General features: G+C 65.9%; 10 protein-coding genes. 4 read left to right on the forward strand and 6 right to left on the reverse strand.

What is annotated here, in order from left to right; translation table 11 throughout:
* Positions 1–77: 77 nt before the first annotated feature.
* Entirely contained in the window at positions 78–980 is a 903-nt protein-coding gene (locus VF697_RS41295) for an FAD-dependent oxidoreductase (RefSeq protein WP_331103959.1), read from the reverse strand.
* A gap of 355 nt (positions 981–1,335) precedes the next feature.
* Between VF697_RS41295 and VF697_RS41300 the strand changes: the two genes are divergently transcribed.
* Positions 1,336–2,244: a hypothetical protein gene (locus VF697_RS41300; RefSeq protein ID WP_331103960.1), complete on the forward strand. Its 909-nt coding sequence runs from the start codon at positions 1,336–1,338 to the stop codon at positions 2,242–2,244.
* Positions 2,245–2,576: 332 nt separating this feature from the next.
* On the opposite strand, the gene VF697_RS41305 is transcribed toward VF697_RS41300, so the two are convergent.
* The 5 genes from VF697_RS41305 to VF697_RS41325 all read right to left on the reverse strand — a co-directional run bounded on the left by VF697_RS41305 (position 2,577) and on the right by VF697_RS41325 (position 7,198).
* Positions 2,577–4,346 (reverse strand): DNA integrity scanning protein DisA nucleotide-binding domain protein, encoded by a 1,770-nt coding sequence (locus tag VF697_RS41305; protein ID WP_331103962.1) that lies wholly within the window; start codon positions 4,344–4,346, stop codon positions 2,577–2,579.
* A 138-nt stretch (positions 4,347–4,484) separates the two neighbouring features.
* Positions 4,485–4,952 (reverse strand): nucleoside 2-deoxyribosyltransferase domain-containing protein, encoded by a 468-nt coding sequence (locus tag VF697_RS41310; protein ID WP_331103964.1) that lies wholly within the window; start codon positions 4,950–4,952, stop codon positions 4,485–4,487.
* 2 nt (positions 4,953–4,954) lie between these two features.
* Positions 4,955–5,836 (reverse strand): aldo/keto reductase, encoded by an 882-nt coding sequence (locus VF697_RS41315; RefSeq protein ID WP_331103965.1) that lies wholly within the window; start codon positions 5,834–5,836, stop codon positions 4,955–4,957.
* Positions 5,836–6,648 carry a hypothetical protein gene (locus VF697_RS41320; protein ID WP_331103966.1) on the reverse strand — a complete coding sequence of 271 codons (813 nt, stop codon included), beginning with the start codon at positions 6,646–6,648 and terminating at the stop codon, positions 5,836–5,838. Before VF697_RS41320 ends, VF697_RS41315 begins: the two co-directional genes overlap by 1 nt.
* Before the next feature lie 97 nt (positions 6,649–6,745).
* Entirely contained in the window at positions 6,746–7,198 is a 453-nt protein-coding gene (locus tag VF697_RS41325) for a Spy/CpxP family protein refolding chaperone (RefSeq protein WP_331103967.1), read from the reverse strand.
* A gap of 372 nt (positions 7,199–7,570) precedes the next feature.
* On the opposite strand from VF697_RS41325, the gene dnaE reads away from it, so the two are divergent.
* The 3 genes from dnaE (at position 7,571) to VF697_RS41340 (ending at position 17,801) form a co-directional block, all read left to right on the forward strand.
* Positions 7,571–11,143, forward strand: coding sequence for a DNA polymerase III subunit alpha (gene dnaE, locus VF697_RS41330; protein ID WP_331103968.1), 3,573 nt, complete (start codon positions 7,571–7,573; stop codon positions 11,141–11,143).
* A 72-nt stretch (positions 11,144–11,215) separates the two neighbouring features.
* Positions 11,216–12,019: an SDR family oxidoreductase gene (locus VF697_RS41335; protein ID WP_331103970.1), complete on the forward strand. Its 804-nt coding sequence runs from the start codon at positions 11,216–11,218 to the stop codon at positions 12,017–12,019.
* Between the two features lie 115 nt (positions 12,020–12,134).
* Complete coding sequence (locus VF697_RS41340) at positions 12,135–17,801, forward strand: lamin tail domain-containing protein (protein ID WP_331103972.1); 5,667 nt, start codon at positions 12,135–12,137, stop codon at positions 17,799–17,801.
* Positions 17,802–17,957: the final 156 nt, after the last annotated feature.

A 17,957-nucleotide genomic window follows, 5' to 3' on the forward strand; every position in this document is an offset into this window, starting at 1 on the left:
CGGTGGGACGGATCGCACCGCCATGCAGATGCTCGTGTCGCGAATCGAGGGCGCGTTGGCCTGAGGCTCCTCGTGCCTCATCCGTTCGCGAGCGCTGGGAGACGAGGGCTCCCGGGCAGGGCGTAGTGGGCGCGCCAGAGCGCCAGGTAGGCCCGTGCCTCGGACTCCCAGCGCGCGTCGTCCCAGCCCAGCTCCCGCTGGCTCGCGCACGGCGGTGCGGGCCCGCTCCCAGTCGGGGAAGAAGAGGGCGTGGAAGTCCTCGCGCTCGGGCAGGGGCGTGATGCGCACTGTGGCCTCGGTGAGGATGCCCATGCGCCCCTCCGAGCCGAGGACGAACTCCCGCACGTCCGGCCCGGTGGAACTGGCGGGGAAGGGGGCAGCACCAGGGGCCCGGCGGGGGACTCGAGCCGCCCGCCGACGAACAGGTTCTCGATGCGCCCATACCCGAGCGACTGCTGGCCGCGCGAGCGGGTGACGATCCAACTGCCGAGCGTGGACAGCTCGAAGGACTGTGGGAAGTGCCCGAGCGTGTAGCTGCGCGTCCTCAGCGCCTCTTCGAGCCGGGGGCCACTCACGCCGGCGCCGAAGGTGGCCAGCCGGTCCTCCTCTGAGAGCGAGTGAAGCTGCTGGAGGCGCTCCAGGGAGACGGTGAGAATGGGGGCGTCACCGGGCTCGACGTTGACGTGGCCGACGACGCTGGTAACTCCGCCATACGGGATGATGCGAGCGCCCGCCTCGCGCGCGTAGTCGAAGAGAGCGCGCACCTCCTCGGAGCTACGGGGAAAGGCGACACCCTCGGGGAAGGCCGGCACGCGCCCACCGCGCAGGACGACGAGGTCGGGGAAGCTCTGTCCGCACGCATGGCGGACGCGGACCTCGGGCTCGGTGGAGACGAGCGGGTGGGGTGGCAGCCGGGAGGGAGGCACCGAGGCCATCACCTCATTCAGCGTGGCGTCCCGAGGCGGAGTGCCCGGGCCCACCTGCTCCGCCAGGACGGCGGCGGCCGAGTCCGGCAGCGGGTGGCCGACGGCGGTATCTCCCCAACCATTCTAGCGCCTCACGGCATCCCTCCAGGCGAGTGCGCCCGGCCCGGCGCTCCCACGGTGGATGAGCGTCGAGGACGCTCATCGAGAGGAGAAGTGTGCGGGGAGCCTTCGCGGGTGGCAAGTGAGCCCCGTCGCTCCTCTTTCTTTGGGAGATTTTCGCTTGGTTACGGACTCTTGGAGGCGGATTTCTCCTCGGAGTTCTGCGGCGCGGTTTAGGAATGACCGGGAGTAGTGCGACACTCGCAAATGAGCCGCACACGTATGATAAGCTGCTTCCCAAGGGGGGTTTATGTCCCAAGTATTCAAACTGCAGAGCCTGAGAGAGTTCGGCGACGACCAGCTTGATGCCGCGATGAACAGCGTTCCTGAATATGAGGATCTTCGCGATGCGGTAGGGCAGGTGATACGGGCAATCCACGGGTTGCCAGAAGCCGTCGACCGGGAGTTGAGGCAAATCGAAATCTATCTTGGTCGAGCTGGCTACGATCCAAACCTTATCAGGAATCGCTGGAGGTATCGTTACGACGTTCTTGGAAAGCCTCCTTCGGCTATGGCTTTGCCTATCTTCAGCGCATCAACGGCACGGATGCGAAATGAGAGCTGGGAGAGGAAGTCGCATCTGATAATCCAGTCGCTTTCCAAACGGAACGCACTGTGCTGCTCCAACGCGGCTGTTGGTGATAATGGGCCATGGCCAAGCACACGAAAGTCGGTTGTATATTTGGTCGCTAAGCTTAGGCCGGGCATGCCAGGTGAGCGGTCACGGCAAGGCTTGAACGAGGCCATTGTCGAATTGCACGCCAATGATGAATTGGAGGATGATGTCGTTCGGGAGGCTGGCCGGCTTATTCCGGACCAAACGAATGCGATTGGTCATGAGTTGATCTTCCCGACCCACTCAAAAACTGACGAGGAGGGCGATGAAGACGAGACATCGGTTTTGTGCAAGAGCCCCGACTGCACGCACGTAGCGAAGCCACGAAACTACGGTTATTGCCGAGTCCACCGCTGTGTTGCTGCGGTGGACGAGGATGAATGCAAGAGCGAAGGGTGTCGCCGTCCTGCTAAAGAAGCGAATTATGGATACTGCGGATATCACCGGCGGGTCGGGTCGATTGAAGCGCCCATGTGTAAGCAGCTTGGTTGTCGTTTCAAAGCTCAAGAGGGCAATTACGGTTACTGTGGTCGGCACCGATAAGAGCCTGTTTCGCAGGGGTTGCTCGTAGCCCCTGGCCTGAGGCGCAGCCTATCAGGGCACAGAGAGAGACTCGGAGTCCGTCGATACAGACGATGCTCCCGCACATGGTGGTGCTCCGGAGGGGGCCTCCCTGACGTCGAGGCGGAGTTTAGAGGCTCCGCTTTGACCTGAGGGATCCACTTTGTGGTTGCTCCGCCTCACGTGAGTGCTGAAACCTGAACTGCCGAGGCAGCACCTTGGGTCGCCAACCGCAGCACAGCTGTGGCGGTGGTGCGGTGCTAACACAGCGTTCATGCACGGCCAGCCTATCGGCCATGATAGTAGAGCGGCTTTCAGTCCCCAGGTAGGTAGTAATCATCCGACATGTCTGGCGAGACAGTGAAGTCGGGCACAGAGGGGATGATATAACCCAAGAGCGTTCCAGCAACCTCGGCAGCTCTTGCCTCTTTCAGGCGCTTGAGAACGCTTTCCTTTGCTGCGTTTGCTCGGTCGACATCCTTATCCAGCAGGTAGAACCTTAGGCGGTCCAATTCCGAGAGGTCCCCCCACGCGGCTTCAGAGTCGAACGCTTCTGCTATGTTGGCATGCTTTTCCAAGGCATCAAGAAGAGCGCAGATCCTGCTACGAGAAACGCGCGGTCGCAGCTTCGGGTACAGGTCAACATACCCATCCTCAGAAACGATAATCGCTAGACAGGGAACTTGCTTCTCCTGCTGCCCGTCAACGTAGCGGATGGCGGAGTTGAATCGAGCTCCCCGCGTCGGTGTGCCACGGGGTGATGCAATACCATCGAGAATGACTCCGAATGCATACACCAGCCCATCAGGCGCTACTAGCACTGCGCCATCGATTCTGGATACATGGCCCATGACTTCGCGCGTGATTGGTTCTGCTTCAATCACAGTGCTCTGTGCTGCAAGCCTGCTCGATTCTTCCGAAGCCGCAGCCGTAATCACTACCAGCGTCCCGTGTTTCTGCTCCACAGCGGCTTGCACGGCATTCGTGAGGAGTTCCGTGCTTCGTGCTTCGTGCTGGAAAATTCTCTCAAAGTGATCCTGAAAAAGGGCCTTGTCGAAGCGCTCTACGGGTAATCGCGGACGCCGGTACTCGACGCGCATCATCACATTGCCTGCATGAAGCAGTTCCCATTTGTAGTGGGCTGTGAAGCGCAACTCGAAAAGGTCCTCGCGGCTAGGGTCGTATGTTCCCTTTGGAATACCGAGACCCCAGACGTGCTCGCCATCGCTCAGCAGGGCCATATTGTCGCTGGAAGTTTCGAGCAACTTACGGATTCCGCGGTACTGGGTGATGCTGACAGGGTTTCTCAAGCGGATTCGGGCGAGGACATCAGGGTGCGCCCTATGAGCGAGCAGCATTCTGCCGCGTCCAGCCGCACCTTCGTAGCGTTCCGCAGAAATGGTGTTGGCAAGGTTGAGCATACTTCCACCCATGCCACGTGTACGCATGCTGATGGTCGATAGCAGAGATGTAGCGGCATCCTCAAGAACCCGTTCAGCGTCCGCGATGAAGATGTTTTCACCTCGGCTCTCACTCCGGAGTTCTTGCTCCGACTCAGCGAGAACGCGATGGATCGCTGCATCGAGTAGCGAGCGTTGCAACGGAAACTCGCGTATGGGGTTGATTGGTTGTCGTTCGTGTTGCAATCGATAAAGTGAATCTACTGCTTGGCGATCGAGTTGCACCACGGTCATGACCCAATGGTCACGCATGTGCACAGGAAAAGAGCAAGCCGAGAGTGTGTTGCGTTTTGTGTCGTATTCTCGCAGAAGCTCCAGCACGGCCTCTCTCAGTGCCTTGGGCCACAGCGATGCTTGGTAACGAGCCATCAGGTGGTCGGCTGCGATGAAGAAGTTTCGCCCGGGGTCCTCCGCGTGCTTTCTCGCGGCGCGTGGAACAACGGTGCCGAAGTCACTTGGGACAAAACCATTTTTCTCCGGCTCGAAGCAGATCGCCCCAGTATCCGTGCTTATGGGAATGCCCAGCACGAATGAAACATGGTGACCCTCAAAAGGAAGACGGCCTAGAACGTCTTTCAGCAAGGATTCGATGGTCCCTTGGAAAACGTGCTGCCACTCCCACATGAACATTGTTCTCTGGGGCATTTGCGAAGCCGTTGTTCGTCCGATGGAGCAAAAGGATGAGAGTTCGAGGGAGTTGAATTCGGGTGATTTTGGGCGCTCTCTTCAATGCCCTTCACCATGAATCAAGGCTTCAGGGGGTCACGGTGCCAGCACGCGCCGGACCTCGGTCACGAGCGCGTCGAGCGACTCTACGGTGCGGATCCCATAGCGCTGACACACGACGTCGACGTTGCCCTTGCGCCAGAAGTGGGGAGGGCAGCAGACGACGAGCTTTCCGCTGCGAGCGAAGAGCCCCAACTCCAGCAGCGTGATGGGAGCGCGGGTGGCGGGGGCGAAGTACATAGCGATGAGGTCCGCGCGCTCCTGGGCCTCCAACTCCCACTCCACCTGTCCACGGAAGCGCGAGTCACTGGCCTCCTGGCTCCAGCTCGCGTCCCAGTCATCGCGCCGGGGGTTGAGCAGCACCACGGAGGTATCCGCGAGCGCCTGTTCGACCTGGGCCTGCCACGGAGGCGCGCTGCCCATCTCGATGGAGCCGGCGAGGAACAGCGTGCGCTCCCCGGAACTCCACTCCAGGGGCATGGGGGGCTTGAGAATCCGAGCCATCGTCAGATGAGCCCATCCCAGCCGTGGTCATTGCGCCGGAACGCGTCCCGGATGCGATCCACCAGGTGCGCGGGCAGCGGCCCCTGCTCCAGGGCGCGCAGGTTGCGCTGGAGGTTCTCCGTGCGCGTGGTGCCCACGATGCAGCTCGCCACGCCCGGGACGAAGGCGGCGAAGCGCAAGGCCAGCTCGCTCCAGTCGAGGCCCTCGGTGTCCAGGCCCATGGCGCGCATCCGCTCCCAGTAGGTGGCGATGTCGTGGGCGGCGGGGCGCTCGGAGAAGCGCCAGGGCGCGTTGCCCAGGGGACGCTTGGCAATCACGCCAACCCCCTTCTCCCGCGCCACCGGCAGCCCCCGGTCGAGCACCCGCTGATCGAAGACATTCACGGACGTCTGCACCGAGCCGAAGGCCCCCGAGTGCAGGGCCCACTCCAGGGGCGCGTTGTCCCCCGAGTACGCGGCCACGCGCACCTTGCCCTGCTCCACGGCCTGCCGCAGCGCATCCACCACCCCGGGGCGCTCCAGCACCTCCACCGGGCACGAGTGGAAGTGCACCACGTCCAGGTAGTCGGTACGCAGCCGGCGCAGGGCCAGCTCGATGCCCTGGGTGATGCAGGGGCCCGTCCAGTCCTCCACGCCGGGCACGCCGTAGCCGCACTTGGTGGAGAGGACGAACTGCTGCCGCCGCCCCCGCAGACAGCGGCCGATGCGCTCCTCGGACTGCCCATAGCTGGGCGCCGTGTCGAGCAGGTTGATGCCCGCGTCCAGCACTCCGTTCAACAGCGCCTCGGCGTCGGACTCGGACAGCTCCGGGCTTCCCACCGGCCCCGCTCCGAAACCCAGCACGGAGACTTGCAGGCCGGTGTTGCCCAGAGGACGGCGAATCATCATGTGCTCCCGCTTCCACGCGCGGCCAGGTCGATGAAGCCGCGAATCCAGATGAGGTTGATGGCGTGGCAGGCTTCTAGCGGAGTCCGGGTGGTCGTCTCCAGCGCCGCGGTATAGGGCACGCCGCTGCGCATGAAGTAATCCGTGACGCTCCCATCGTGGAACTCGATGAGGCCGTCCGAGTCGGTGCGGTTGTACTCGTCCACCTTCTCGCCGCGGATGACGCGGGCGTGCACCGAGGCGGCCTCCGAAAAGGGCCGGTAGGCGCTCTTGTCCCCGAAGGTGTAGGCGTAGGTGGCGGCGCCCGGCAGGTAGTTGTCCTGGTGGATGTCCAGCGCGGCGGCGGGAGCGGGGTAGCGCGCGATGTCCGAGCGCACCGCCCGCGTCTCCTTGGGGCCCCCGTCATAGAGCGCCCAGCGCAGGAAGGGCTCGTCGCGCGGCAGCTCGCCCTTCCACTCGCCGGGGGACGTCTCGTAGCGCATGAAGTCGTTGTTGGGCTTCTCGCCGCTGCGGTTGTAGCGGGTGCCGTCCTCGAAGCCCGAGGGGTTGATGCACGGGTACACGCGCAGGCCCACGTTGCGCTCGCGGGCGTAGGCGACGATGTCCGCGAAGTGGTGCGCCAGCGTGAGCGGGCCGGCGGGCTCCTCGCCGTGGAAGCCCGAGGTGATGACCAGCCAACGTTCGCCGGGCACGATGAGGCGGAAGAGGGGGTACTCGACACCCCCCTCCATGACTCGTGCGTACTCGTTCACATCGGCGATCTGGAAGTAGCCGCGGATGCGGCGGGCGTAGTCCGTGTAGTTCTGGGTCACCCCCCCAGGGTACTCACGGGGGGAGTGTCCAGGAGGTGGCCGCCAGACCGAGAGCGCCCCATGTGTGCATCCGCGGGCTATCGGGTGCGACCGAAGGCTAGCGAGCGTTCATGTGCTCACGAACCTCGGTGGACACCTGCTTGCGCTGCTCGGGGGTGAGGATGCGGTGGGCCTCGAGCGCGGCGTCCGTCACCTTGTGGGCAAAGGCGCGCAAGGCGTCCAGGCGCGCGTCCACCAGGGTGTGCACGGCCCTGGCATCCGGGTTGGGCGACTCCCACTGGGTCAACAGCTCGGCCCGGACCCCCTTCTGCTCCTCGAAGAGGCGCTTGCCGTCCTCGAAGAGCGAGTCCTTCAGCCCGTGGATGGCCTGCTTCTGGTCCTCGGTGGCCTTGAGCTCGTCCAGGCGGTCATCCACCTTCCAGTTGATCATCTGCTTCACGCGCTCGGGATCGCGCCCGCCGCAGCCCATGGAGCCCCCGCGGAAGCCCGAGAGGAGGACGACGGCGAGGAGGGCGGAACCGGCGACGAGGATCTTGTTCTTCGTGTTCATGACGTATGCTCCGAGGGGCTTGCGGGCCCCGCTCTGTGTCCGTGGACGCCGTCAATCGGCGACGGTTCACAGGATGCGAGCGGCCCATTTCGGGCGTTTGTGCGTGGCATGAAGAAGTGTGAAGCCCACCCCGGCGCTCTCCATCGGTCCCACCTCCCCAGCAGGCGACCTGGCGAGCGTCCGGATCCACCCCAGGTGGCAGGCTGGGTGCTGCCCGACCTGACGGCTCCTTCACGCTCCGTGTAGGCCGTGGCACAAAGCGCCGAGGCCGATTTTCCGGCTCCGGACGCATCGCCCGGCCAAGAACTGGCGAGCGTCCCGGCGCTGAACGAATGTCTGGTGTACCCCCGCTGTCCTGACTACTTTCGAGCCATGTCCTTTACCCATCTTCACCTGCACTCCCTGTACTCGCTCCTCGATGGGGCGATCCGGATGAAGGACCTCATCAAGACGGTGAAGGAGAAGGGGATGACGAGTGTGGCCGTGACGGATCACGGCAACATGTTCGCCACCATCGACTTCTACAAGAAGGCCAAGGACGCGGGCATCAAGCCGATCATCGGCATGGAGACCTACGTCGCCGGCCCCAAGGGACGGCAGGACCGCACGGAGAAGGTGGGCCACCACCTCATCCTGCTGGCCAAGAACAAGGAGGGGTACGACAACCTCAAGTACCTCTCGTCCATGGCCTACCGCGAGGGCTTCTACTACCACCCGCGCATCGACAAGCAGCTGTTGAAAAACCACAGCAAGGGCCTCTTCGCGCTCACCGCGTGCCTGGGTGGCGAGGTGACGGGTGCGGCCTTCCGCGGCGACATGGACCACGCCCGCAGGGCGGCGCTCGAGTACAAGGAGATCTTCGAGCCCGGCCAGTTCTTCCTCGAGGTGCAATCCAACGGGATGCCCGAGCAGGAGAAGGCCAACGAGAACTTGAAGCAGCTCAGCCGGGACGTGGACATCCCGCTGTGCGCCACCGCGGACGCGCACTACATCAAGAAGGAGGACGCGCGCGCGCACGAGCTCCTCATGTGCATCGCCAGCGGCAAGACGCTCGCCGACGGCAAGCGCATGAAGCACTCCACGGACAAGCTCTACGTCACGAGCCCCCAGGAGATGCTCGAGTACTTCAAGGACACGCCCGAGGCCGTCCACAACACCCAGCGCATCGTCGAGCAGATCAACCTGGAGCTGAAGCTGGGCAAGCCCATGCTGCCCACCTTCCAGGTGCCCGACACCCACTCGCCGGACAGCTACATGGCGGAGCTGGCGCGCGCCAACCTCGAGGAGCGCTTCAAGGAGATCGACCTGGCGCGCTACCGCGCCGGCCAGCCGCCCGTGGACCGCGAGCCCTACAAGGCCCGCCTGGAGCTGGAGATCGGCGTCATCCAGAAGATGGGGTTCAGCGGCTACTTCCTCATCGTCCAGGACTTCATCAACTGGGCCAAGCAGAACGGCATCCCCGTGGGGCCGGGCCGTGGCTCGGGCGCCGGTTCCCTGGTGGCCTACTGCCTGCGCATCACGGACCTGGATCCGCTCCCGTACAACCTGCTCTTCGAGCGCTTCCTCAACCCCGAGCGCGTGTCGATGCCGGACTTCGATATCGACTTCTGCCAGGACCGGCGCGACGAGGTCATCAAGTACGTGGGCCGCAAGTACGGCGAGAACAACGTGGGGCAGATCATCACGTTCGGCTCGCTCAAGGCCAAGAGCGTGCTGCGTGACGTGTGCCGCGTGTTCGCGCTGCCCTTCAGCGAGGGGGATCGCATCGCCAAGCTGGTGCCCGAGGTGCTCGGCATCACCCTCAAGGACGCCATCGAGCAGGAGCCGCGCCTCAAGGAGATGATGGAGAAGCCCACCGCCATCGGGCAGGTGGAGGGCAAGGACGTCACCACCAAGGACGTGCTGGAGATCGCCCTCGCGCTGGAGGGCCTGCACCGCCAGCCCGGCATGCACGCGGCCGGCGTCGTCATCGCCGACAAGCCGCTGTGGGAGTTCGTCCCCACCTACCAGCCTCCGGGGGAGGACACCCTCATCACCCAGTTCGCCAAGGACGAGGTGGAGGCCGCGGGCCTGGTGAAGTTCGACTTCCTCGGCCTCAAGACGCTCACCGTCATCCAGAACGCGCTCAACCTCATCAACCGCAACCCGCCGGACGGCAAGCCCATCCTGCGCGATGACATCCCGCTGGTGGGGGACGAGGCGGTCTGGAAGCTGATGGCCGAGGGCGACACGGCCGGCGTCTTCCAGATGGAGTCCAGCGGCTTCACCGAAATGGTGATGAAGCTCAAGCCGTCCTGCTTCGAGGACGTCGTCGCCGCCGGCGCGCTCTACCGCCCGGGTCCGCTCGACTCGGGCATGGTGGACGTCTTCATCAACCGCAAGCACGGCCGCGAGCCGGTGGTGTACCCGCACCCCAAGCTGGAGCCCGTCCTCAAGGACACCTACGGCGTCATCGTCTACCAGGAACAGGTGATGCAGATCTCCCAGGTGCTGGGAGGCTACACCCTGGGCCGCGCGGACCTGCTGCGCCGCGCGATGGGCAAGAAGAAGGCCGAGGTCATGCAGGCCGAGCGGGCCGGCTTCCTCGAGGGGTGCAAGAACAACAACGTCGACCTCAAGGTCGCCGGTGAGATCTTCGACCTCATGGAGAAGTTCGCCGAGTACGGCTTCAACAAGAGCCACTCGGCGGCCTACGGCCTCGTCACCATCCACACGGCGTGGCTCAAGGCGCACTACCGCGTGGAGTTCATGGCGGCCCTTCTCACCAGCGAGAAGGACAACACCGACAAGGTGGTGCTGCACATCGGCGAGGCGCGCCAGTCGGGCGTGCAGGTGCTTCCGCCGGACGTGAACCAGTCGGACATGGCCTTCGGCGCGGTGGAGGGGAAGATCCGCTTCGGCCTGGGCGCCATCAAGGGCGTGGGCGAGGGCGCCATCGAGTCCATCGTCGAGGCGCGCAAGGAAGGGCCCTTCAAGAGCCTGTTCGACTTCTGCGAGCGCGTGGACTCGCGCAAGGTGAACCGCAAGGTGCTCGAAGCGCTGGTGAAGGCCGGGGCCTTCGACTTCGAAAAGCGCCCGCGGCGCCAGCTCTTCGAGAGCATCGAGCGCGCGATGAGCCGCGGCTCCAGCAGCCAGAAGGACAAGGCCGCCGGGCAGAGCTCGCTCTTCGGCATGCTGGGCGGTGGCTCCTCGGGCGGCAGCGCGATGAAGGACGACTACGTCCAGGTGGAGGAGTGGCCGGAGAAGGAGCGCCTCTCCCTGGAGAAGGAGGCCATCGGCTTCTACGTGTCGGGCCACCCGCTGCACCAGTACGACAAGGAGCTCAAGCGCTACGCGCGGCCCATCACCGCGGTGCAGCGCGCGCGCAAGGACGAGAAGCTCACCATCGCCGGCATCGTGGCGGCGCTGCGCGAGCGGCCCACCAAGACGGGCAAGCGCATGGCGTGGGTGACGTTGGAGGATCTGTCCGGCTCCATCGAGCTGGTGTGCTTCCCGGGCAAGGACGGCACGCGCAACGTGATGGGCAAGGACGGCAAGTGGACGAAGTCGGGGCCCAAGCCCGGCTTCGAGCACTGGGAGCCCCTGCTCAAGAGCGATGACCCCATCCTCGTGACGGGCACCGTTCAAATCAACCAGCGCGACGAGGACACCCCCGTGGTGGAGCTCATCGTCGAGGACATCCAGAGCCTCAAGGCCGTGCGCGAGAAGCGCACCAAGCGGCTGGAGCTGCGGCTGCCGGCGGACCTCGCCACCGAGGACCGGCTGGCGAAGCTGGCGGAGCTCGCCAGGCAGTACGCGGGCGCCACGCCGGTGGCGGTGAGCCTGCTGTTCACCAACGAGGCCGAGGCCCTCATCGGCAACACCTCGCTCAAGGTACAGGTGAACGACGAGCTCATCCTCGCGGTGGAGCGGCTCTTCGGCATGAAGGTGGTCGAGTTCGGCTGAGCCCGTCGCGGGCGTGGACGCTCCCCGCCCGTTCTGGTCAAGTGGCTCCCCTCAGCTCAGGAGGGGAGTCACATGGCACAGGGTGTGTTCCGCGACGATCTGCTGGCGGGCAAGGTGGCCTTCGTCACCGGCGGCAGCAGCGGCATCAACCTCGGCATCGCCGAGGCGTTCGTGAAGGCGGGCGCCAAGGTGGTCATCAACGGCCGCAACGTGGAGAAGCTGGAGGCCGCCGTGAAGGGGCTCCAGGCCCACGGCACCGCCATGGGCCTGCCCGCGGACGTGCGCAACTACGAGGCCGTGGAGAAGAGCTTCCAGGCGGCGCGGGACGCGTACGGGGAGCTCGACATCCTCGTGTGCGGCGCGGCCGGCAACTTCCCCGCTCCGGCGATCGGCATGTCCTCCAACGGCTTCAAGTCCGTGCTGGAGATCGACGTGCTCGGCACCTTCAACGCGTGCCGCGCCGCCTTCGAGCACCTGCGCAAGCCCGGCGCCTCCATCATCAACATCTCCGCGCCCCAGGCCTACCTGCCCATGGCCATGCAGGCCCACGTCTGCGCCGCCAAGGCCGGCGTGGACATGATCACCCGCACCCTGGCCATCGAGTGGGGTGGGGCGGGGGTGCGCCTCAACTCCATCACCCCCGGTCCCATCGACGACACCGAGGGCATGCGCCGGCTCGCTCCCAACGACGAGGTCCGCCAGAAGTTCACCCAGGCCCTGCCCCTGCAGCGCTTCGGCACCAAGCAGGACATCGCGCAACTCGCGCTTTTCCTGGCGTCGGATGCAGCCTCATACATCACCGGCTCCATCATGGTGTGCGACGGAGGCCAGTCGCTGCTCGGCTCCGGGCTCATGCTCCAAGCCATGGGCATGTAAAGCGGCCAAGCGGGCCTCGGGTTTCTCCAGGGGCGAAGTGTCTGATAAAATTCACCTCGTTCTCGTCCTTGCCGCGGCTGGCGAGGACGGTTCCCCCCCCTGCCTGGAGCTGTCCATGAAGCATGGCCCCCCCACGTTCGCGCGCTTGATTGCGTGGAGCGTGCTGTTGCTCGGTTTGTCCGTTGGATGTGGTGGGGGGTGTGGCTCGGACCCCGTTCCGCCCCCGGCGACGCGCGAGATGCCGGACGCGGACCGCTCGTCGGTGGAGGCCAGCAAGTCCCAGGCGATCCGCGCCAATGGCAAGGACCTCGTCGACATCAAGGTGACGGTGCGCAAGGCGGACGGGACGGCGCTGGAAGGCCGCACCGTGAAGGTGACGGTCTCCGGTGAGGGCACCACGGTGCTGCAGCCCGCGGGCACCACGGACGCGCTGGGCGTGGCCATCGCCAAGGTGTCGGCCACCGTCGCCGGCATCAAGACGGTGACGGCCTCGGTCGAGGCCGAGGGCGGCCCGGTGACGCTGACGTCGCGGCCCTCCCTCGAGTTCATCGTGCTGCCGGCCTCCAAGCTCGTCTTCACCCAGGCGCCCACGAGTGGCACGGCCGGCGCGGCGCTCGGGGCCTTCGAGGTCACCATCCAGAACGGGGATGGCGAGAAGGTGACGGGGGCCACGAGCACCGTGACGGTGAAGCTCGGCTCCGGCCCGACGGCCGCGGCCCTGGAGGGGGCGGTGTCGGCGGCGGCGGTGAACGGCGTGGCGCGCTTCTCCGAGCTGGTGCTGAAGAAGGCCGCGCAGGGCTACACCCTGGTGGCGAGCGGCGAGGGGCTGACGGGCACGACGAGCCAGACCTTCGATGTGGTGCCCGCCGCGCCCGCCACGCTGGCGGTGGCGCAGGTGGCGGCCACCGTGACCGCGGGTGACGCGCTGAGCCCCGAGGTGTCCGTGCTGGACGCCTTCGGCAACGTGGTGACGGGCTACACCGGCACCGTGCGCTTCTCCTCGGACGGCTCGGCCACGCTGCCGACGGACTACACCTTCACCGCGGCCGACGCGGGCCGCCATGTCTTCACCGGCGCGCTCGTGCTGAAGCAGGCGGGCACTCGGCAGGTGACGGTGAAGGACACGGCCGATGCGACGCTAGGCTCCACGCGGGAGGTGGGCGTGGTGGCCGGCGCCGCCGCGAAGCTCGCCTTCATCGAGCAGCCGACCGACCGCTTCGTCCGCCAGACGTTCGGCGTGCAGGTGGCGCTGACGGACGCCTTTGGCAACCGGGTGGCCGCCAGCGCTCCGGCGGTTTCGCTCGGCCTCAACAAGGCCACCGGGACGCTCGTGGGCCTCGCCCCCGTGATGCCGCTGGACGGCGTGGCCTCCTTCCCCGGCCTCTCCATCGCCGAGGATGACGCGGGCTACGTGCTGACGGCCTCGGCGCTCGGGCTCACCCCCACTCCCAGCAACGCCTTCACCATCACGGACAACGTGGCGCCCGCCGAGCCGGAGCTCACCCTGACCGTCAATGGCATCGACTCCCTCACCGTCGGTTGGAAGGCGGTGGGTGATGACGGGCTGTTCGGGCAGGCGAGCAGCTACGAGTTCCTCTACTCCGTCGACCCGGACTTCACTGGGGCCCTTCCGGTGAGCCTGGGGAATCCCAAGCCGGCCAACGCGCTCGAGTCGGTGACGCTCCCGGGCCTCATTCCCGGTACCACCTACTACGTGGGCCTGAAGGTCACGGACAACGCCGGCAACGCCGTGCGCGTGACGCGCTCGGCCACCACGCCGTATCCGACGGCCTCCAAGCTCGTCTTCCTCGAGCAGCCGCGCAACGGGACGGCCGGCTCGCCGCAGCTCTCTCCCCCCGTCACGGTGGCCATCCAGGACACGGATGGGCGCCTCGTGGGCAACGCGAACTTCGCCGTGACGCTGACCGTGAAGGGCGTCTCGGGCTTCGGTCCCTTCACCGTGGCCGCCAACAAGGGCGTGGCGACGTTCGACGGCGCCAATGCCGTGCGGATCGACAAGGCGGGCAAGGACTACTCCCTGGAGGCCACCGCGAGCACCGCCTCGGGTACCCCGCTCACCCCCGCCACCAGCGACTTCTTCAACATCACCCATGCCCCGGCCTCGCGCCTGGTGCTGTCGGGTCCGGACTCGGTCATCGCCACCACGAAGCACAGCGTGACGGTGACGGTGCGTGACCCCTTCGACAACCTCGCGGAGGGCTACGTCGGAAGGGTGACGCTCACCTCCGAGGACACCGCCGCCAGCCTGCCGGAGCCCCACGACTTCATCGCCGCCATCGACAAGGGGCAGTTCACCTTCACCGACGTCATCCTGAACACCGCGGGTCCGCAGACCCTCACCGCGTCCTCCAGCACCCTGACGAGCAACACGCTGAGGGTGGAGGTGGCCCCCGTGCCCCCGGGCAAGCTGGTGCTGACGGGCCTGCCGGCCACGATGAAGGCGGGCGAGTCCCACACGGTGACGGTCGAGGTGCTCGACGGCTTCGACAAGCGCGACACCGGCTACACCGGCACGGTGCGCTTCACCTCCACGGACGGCAAGGCCACGCTGCCGGGGGAGTACACCTTCGACAAGGACGGCGACAAAGGCATCAAGACGTTCCCCGTCACGCTGGTGACGGCGCGGGCGCTCGCACATTCCGTGACGGTCAAGGACAAGGACAAGGGCGGCCTCCCGACGTTCACCGCCACGGCCAGCACCACGGTGACGTGGGCCGAGCTGGCGCGCTTCGTGATGGACGCTCCGGGCTCCGCGAAGGCGGGCGATCCCTTCACCGCTCAGGTCACCGCGGTCGATGCCTACGACAACACCGTGGAGGACTACACCGGCACGGTGGGCTTCTCCTCGGACCCCACGGGCGCCACGGTGCCGATGGACTACACCTTCACGGGCAATGGCAGCTCCGTCTTCACCTTCACGGTGAAGAAGGCCGGCTCCACCACGCTCACCGTGACGGACGCGGCTCTGGGCAAGAGCGGCTCCGACACGGTGGACGTCTCCCACGGTTCCGCCAGGCATTTCGTCATGGCGGTGACGCCCTCGGGGCCCGTCACCGCGGGCACCGAGCTCACCGTCGGCCTGACCGTGAAGGACGACTTCGGGAACGTGGCCACCGGCTACACGGGCACGGTTGGCTTCGCGTCGAGCGACACGAAAGCGATCCTCCCCGGTCCCGATGCCACCACGTTCGCCACCGGGGATGACGGCCACAAGTCCTTCTCCGTGACACTGAAGACCGCCAAGGACGTGGCCCAGACGCTGTCGGTGAAGGACACGGACCCGGCCAGCGCCTTCCTGTCAGCGGAGACCTCCATCCAGGTCAACCCTGGCCCGGCCGCGAAGCTCGCGTTCCGCGCCCAGCCCCAGGGCGCCCGGGTGCGTGAGTCCCTGGGGACGGTGACCGTGGCCGTGACCGACCTGTTCGACAACGTCGTCGACGTCTCGTCGCCGGAGCTCTCCCTGCGCCTGATCGGCGGCAATGCCTCGGCCGTGTTCAGCGGCATGGTGCCGGCCAACCCCTCGGGTGGTATCGCCACCTTCTCCGGCATGTCCGTGGACCAGCAGGGCTCGGGCTTCCAGCTCGAGGCCCAGGGGGGGGCGTACGACGCCGTCTCCAGTGACCCCTTCACCATCGTGGACGATGTCGCGCCGAGCGCTCCGTCGCTCGTCGAGGTGAGCAAGACGAGCGTCCGGGTGGAACTGCAGTGGGAGGTCGTGGGGGATGACGGCATGGTCGGCACCGCCACGAGCTACGAGCTGCGCCACGCGGAGAGCCCCATCGACGACACGACGTTCGCCGACGCCTCCGACGAGGGGGTGGCCGTGATCCTGCCGGAGTCGGGCACCCAGGTGTCGGGCGTCATCACCGGGCTGCGCCCCGATGCCACGCACTACTTCGCGCTGAGGGCGAAGGACGACGCTGGCAATGCGAGCATGCTGTCCCTGCTGATCGTGCAGACCAAAGAGGACCCGTGTGTCGACGTCACCTGCACGGCGAAAGCACCCACCTGCGACCCGAATGGGGTCTCGCGCATCGTCTACACGTCGACCTGCGTGGACGTGGACGCCAAGCCCTTCTGCGACGAGGGGCGGACGATCACCAAGTGCCCGGACCCCGATGGGGTCTGCTTCATGGGCGCCTGTGATACGGCGGCCAGGCCGGGTGCCAACGCGCTGAGCGTCTCCGAGGTGATGCACACGTCCTCGTCGTCCAAAACCACCGAGTACGTCGAGCTGAAGAACAACACGGGCAACCTGCTCAACCTCAATGGCCTCGCGGTCGCCTTCCGGACCAGTGCCGGCACCACCGCGGGGTCCTTCACGGTGGGCTCTGGCGGCGTGCCGGTGATCCTCAACCGCAAGGGCACCTTCGTCCTGGCGCAGAACAAGGACGAGGCCGCCAATGGTGGAGTCGCCGCGGACTTCGCGTACGGCTCCGGCATCGACCTGGACACGTCGGGGCAGATCCAGCTCGTCAGTGGCAGCACCGTGGTGGAGGACTTCAGGTACACCACGAGCTTCCCGCAGACGACGGGCCGCGCGATGAACCTCTCGTCGCTCGTGGTGGGCACCCGCGCCAACTCGCGCCCCTGGTACTGGTGTGACTCCGAGCTGACGGCGCTGCTCTCGGGCGGCGACTACGGCACGCCCAACAAGGACAATTCCACGTGCGGCATCGCTCCCAACGGGCCCGTGGACTACTGCGTCATCCAGTACCCGAAGTCGTTCCCGTCGGCGGATGACAAGTACCCGGCCACCGTGCTCGTGGGCTCCTCGTGGAACGTCTTCAGTCAGTTCTACGAGTCGAGCATCACCAACCGGAACACAAAGGGGAACGACAACTACCCGCATGTCTTCGCCGAGTTGGGCTACGGCGCGGACCCCGCCAACCCGGCGGGCTGGACGTGGACGTCGGCGAACCCCAATGCCGGCTACTCCAGCACGGCCAGCAACGACGACGAGATGATGGGCTCGCTGAGCATTTCCACCAGCGGGGTCCAGTATTACGGCTTCCGGTATCGGTTCCTGGACCCGTCCACGGGAACCTACTCGGACTACACTTACTGTGATCAGGAGGGCATCGCCGTGCCGTCCGTCAACAAGTACGGTCGCGTGGCGGTCTCCGCGCTGGCGGCCAACCACCTGGTCATCAGCGAGTTCTCTGGCACGGGCTCCGGCGGCTCGACGGACGAGTTCATCGAGCTCTACAACCCGACGAACACTGCGGTGAACCTCAGCGGGTGGACGGTTCAGTACATGAAGGCCTCCGGTGGTACGGGCTACTCCGGCTCGGTCACCATCGAATCGAGCAACGTCCGTAATGGCACGACCTTCATCAAACCCAAGGGGTACTTCCTGCTCGCGGGGGCCAACTACGCGGGTACGGGTTTCGCCAAGGCCGACGTCGTCTACACTTTCGACACGTCGGGGTCGGGAGCGGCTACGGGTGGCGGCCACGTGCGCATCGGCCCCGGTCTCAACGCGAGCAACGTCGACGACACGAAGACCGTGGACAAGCTGGGGTTCGGCGCCGCAGACCGCGCTGAGGGAAAGGCGGCGGCGCCGGCTCATCCGGCCGTTGGCGGCAGCCTCGAGCGCAAGGCATACAGCGCTTCCACCTCCACCTCCATGGCAGACATGACGGCCACTGGTGATGGCACCCACGGCAATGGCATCGACTCGGACATCAACGCGAGCGACTTCGTGACGCGCTCGTCTCGTGACCCGCAGAACAGTCAGGCCTCCACCGAGGTCCAGTAGTCACGCGTCCCACTGAAGTTCCCAGAGGCCGTCCCGGGTACACCGGGGCGGCCTCTTCTTTTGGGCCCTATCTTTCTTCTGGGAAGAACACGCCTGCTCGCCGGGTTGCGCGAGAAGGGGAGGGTGGAACTCGAGGGGAGTGTCGGGCCAGCGTAA

The organism is Archangium sp., from assembly GCF_036388035.1.
Taxonomy (GTDB): domain Bacteria; phylum Myxococcota; class Myxococcia; order Myxococcales; family Myxococcaceae; genus Archangium.

Bases quoted from the DNA above. Each gene is read 5' to 3' on its own strand.
- VF697_RS41300 (WP_331103960.1), top strand. From the start codon at position 1,336: ATGTCCCAAGTATTCAAACTGCAGAGCCTGAGAGAGTTCGGCGACGAC.
- VF697_RS41305 (WP_331103962.1), bottom strand. From the start codon at position 4,346: ATGTGGGAGTGGCAGCACGTTTTCCAAGGGACCATCGAATCCTTGCTG.
- VF697_RS41310 (WP_331103964.1), bottom strand. From the start codon at position 4,952: ATGGCTCGGATTCTCAAGCCCCCCATGCCCCTGGAGTGGAGTTCCGGG.
- VF697_RS41315 (WP_331103965.1), bottom strand. From the start codon at position 5,836: ATGATTCGCCGTCCTCTGGGCAACACCGGCCTGCAAGTCTCCGTGCTG.
- VF697_RS41325 (WP_331103967.1), bottom strand. From the start codon at position 7,198: ATGAACACGAAGAACAAGATCCTCGTCGCCGGTTCCGCCCTCCTCGCC.
- dnaE (WP_331103968.1), top strand. From the start codon at position 7,571: ATGTCCTTTACCCATCTTCACCTGCACTCCCTGTACTCGCTCCTCGAT.
- VF697_RS41335 (WP_331103970.1), top strand. From the start codon at position 11,216: ATGGCACAGGGTGTGTTCCGCGACGATCTGCTGGCGGGCAAGGTGGCC.
- VF697_RS41340 (WP_331103972.1), top strand. From the start codon at position 12,135: ATGAAGCATGGCCCCCCCACGTTCGCGCGCTTGATTGCGTGGAGCGTG.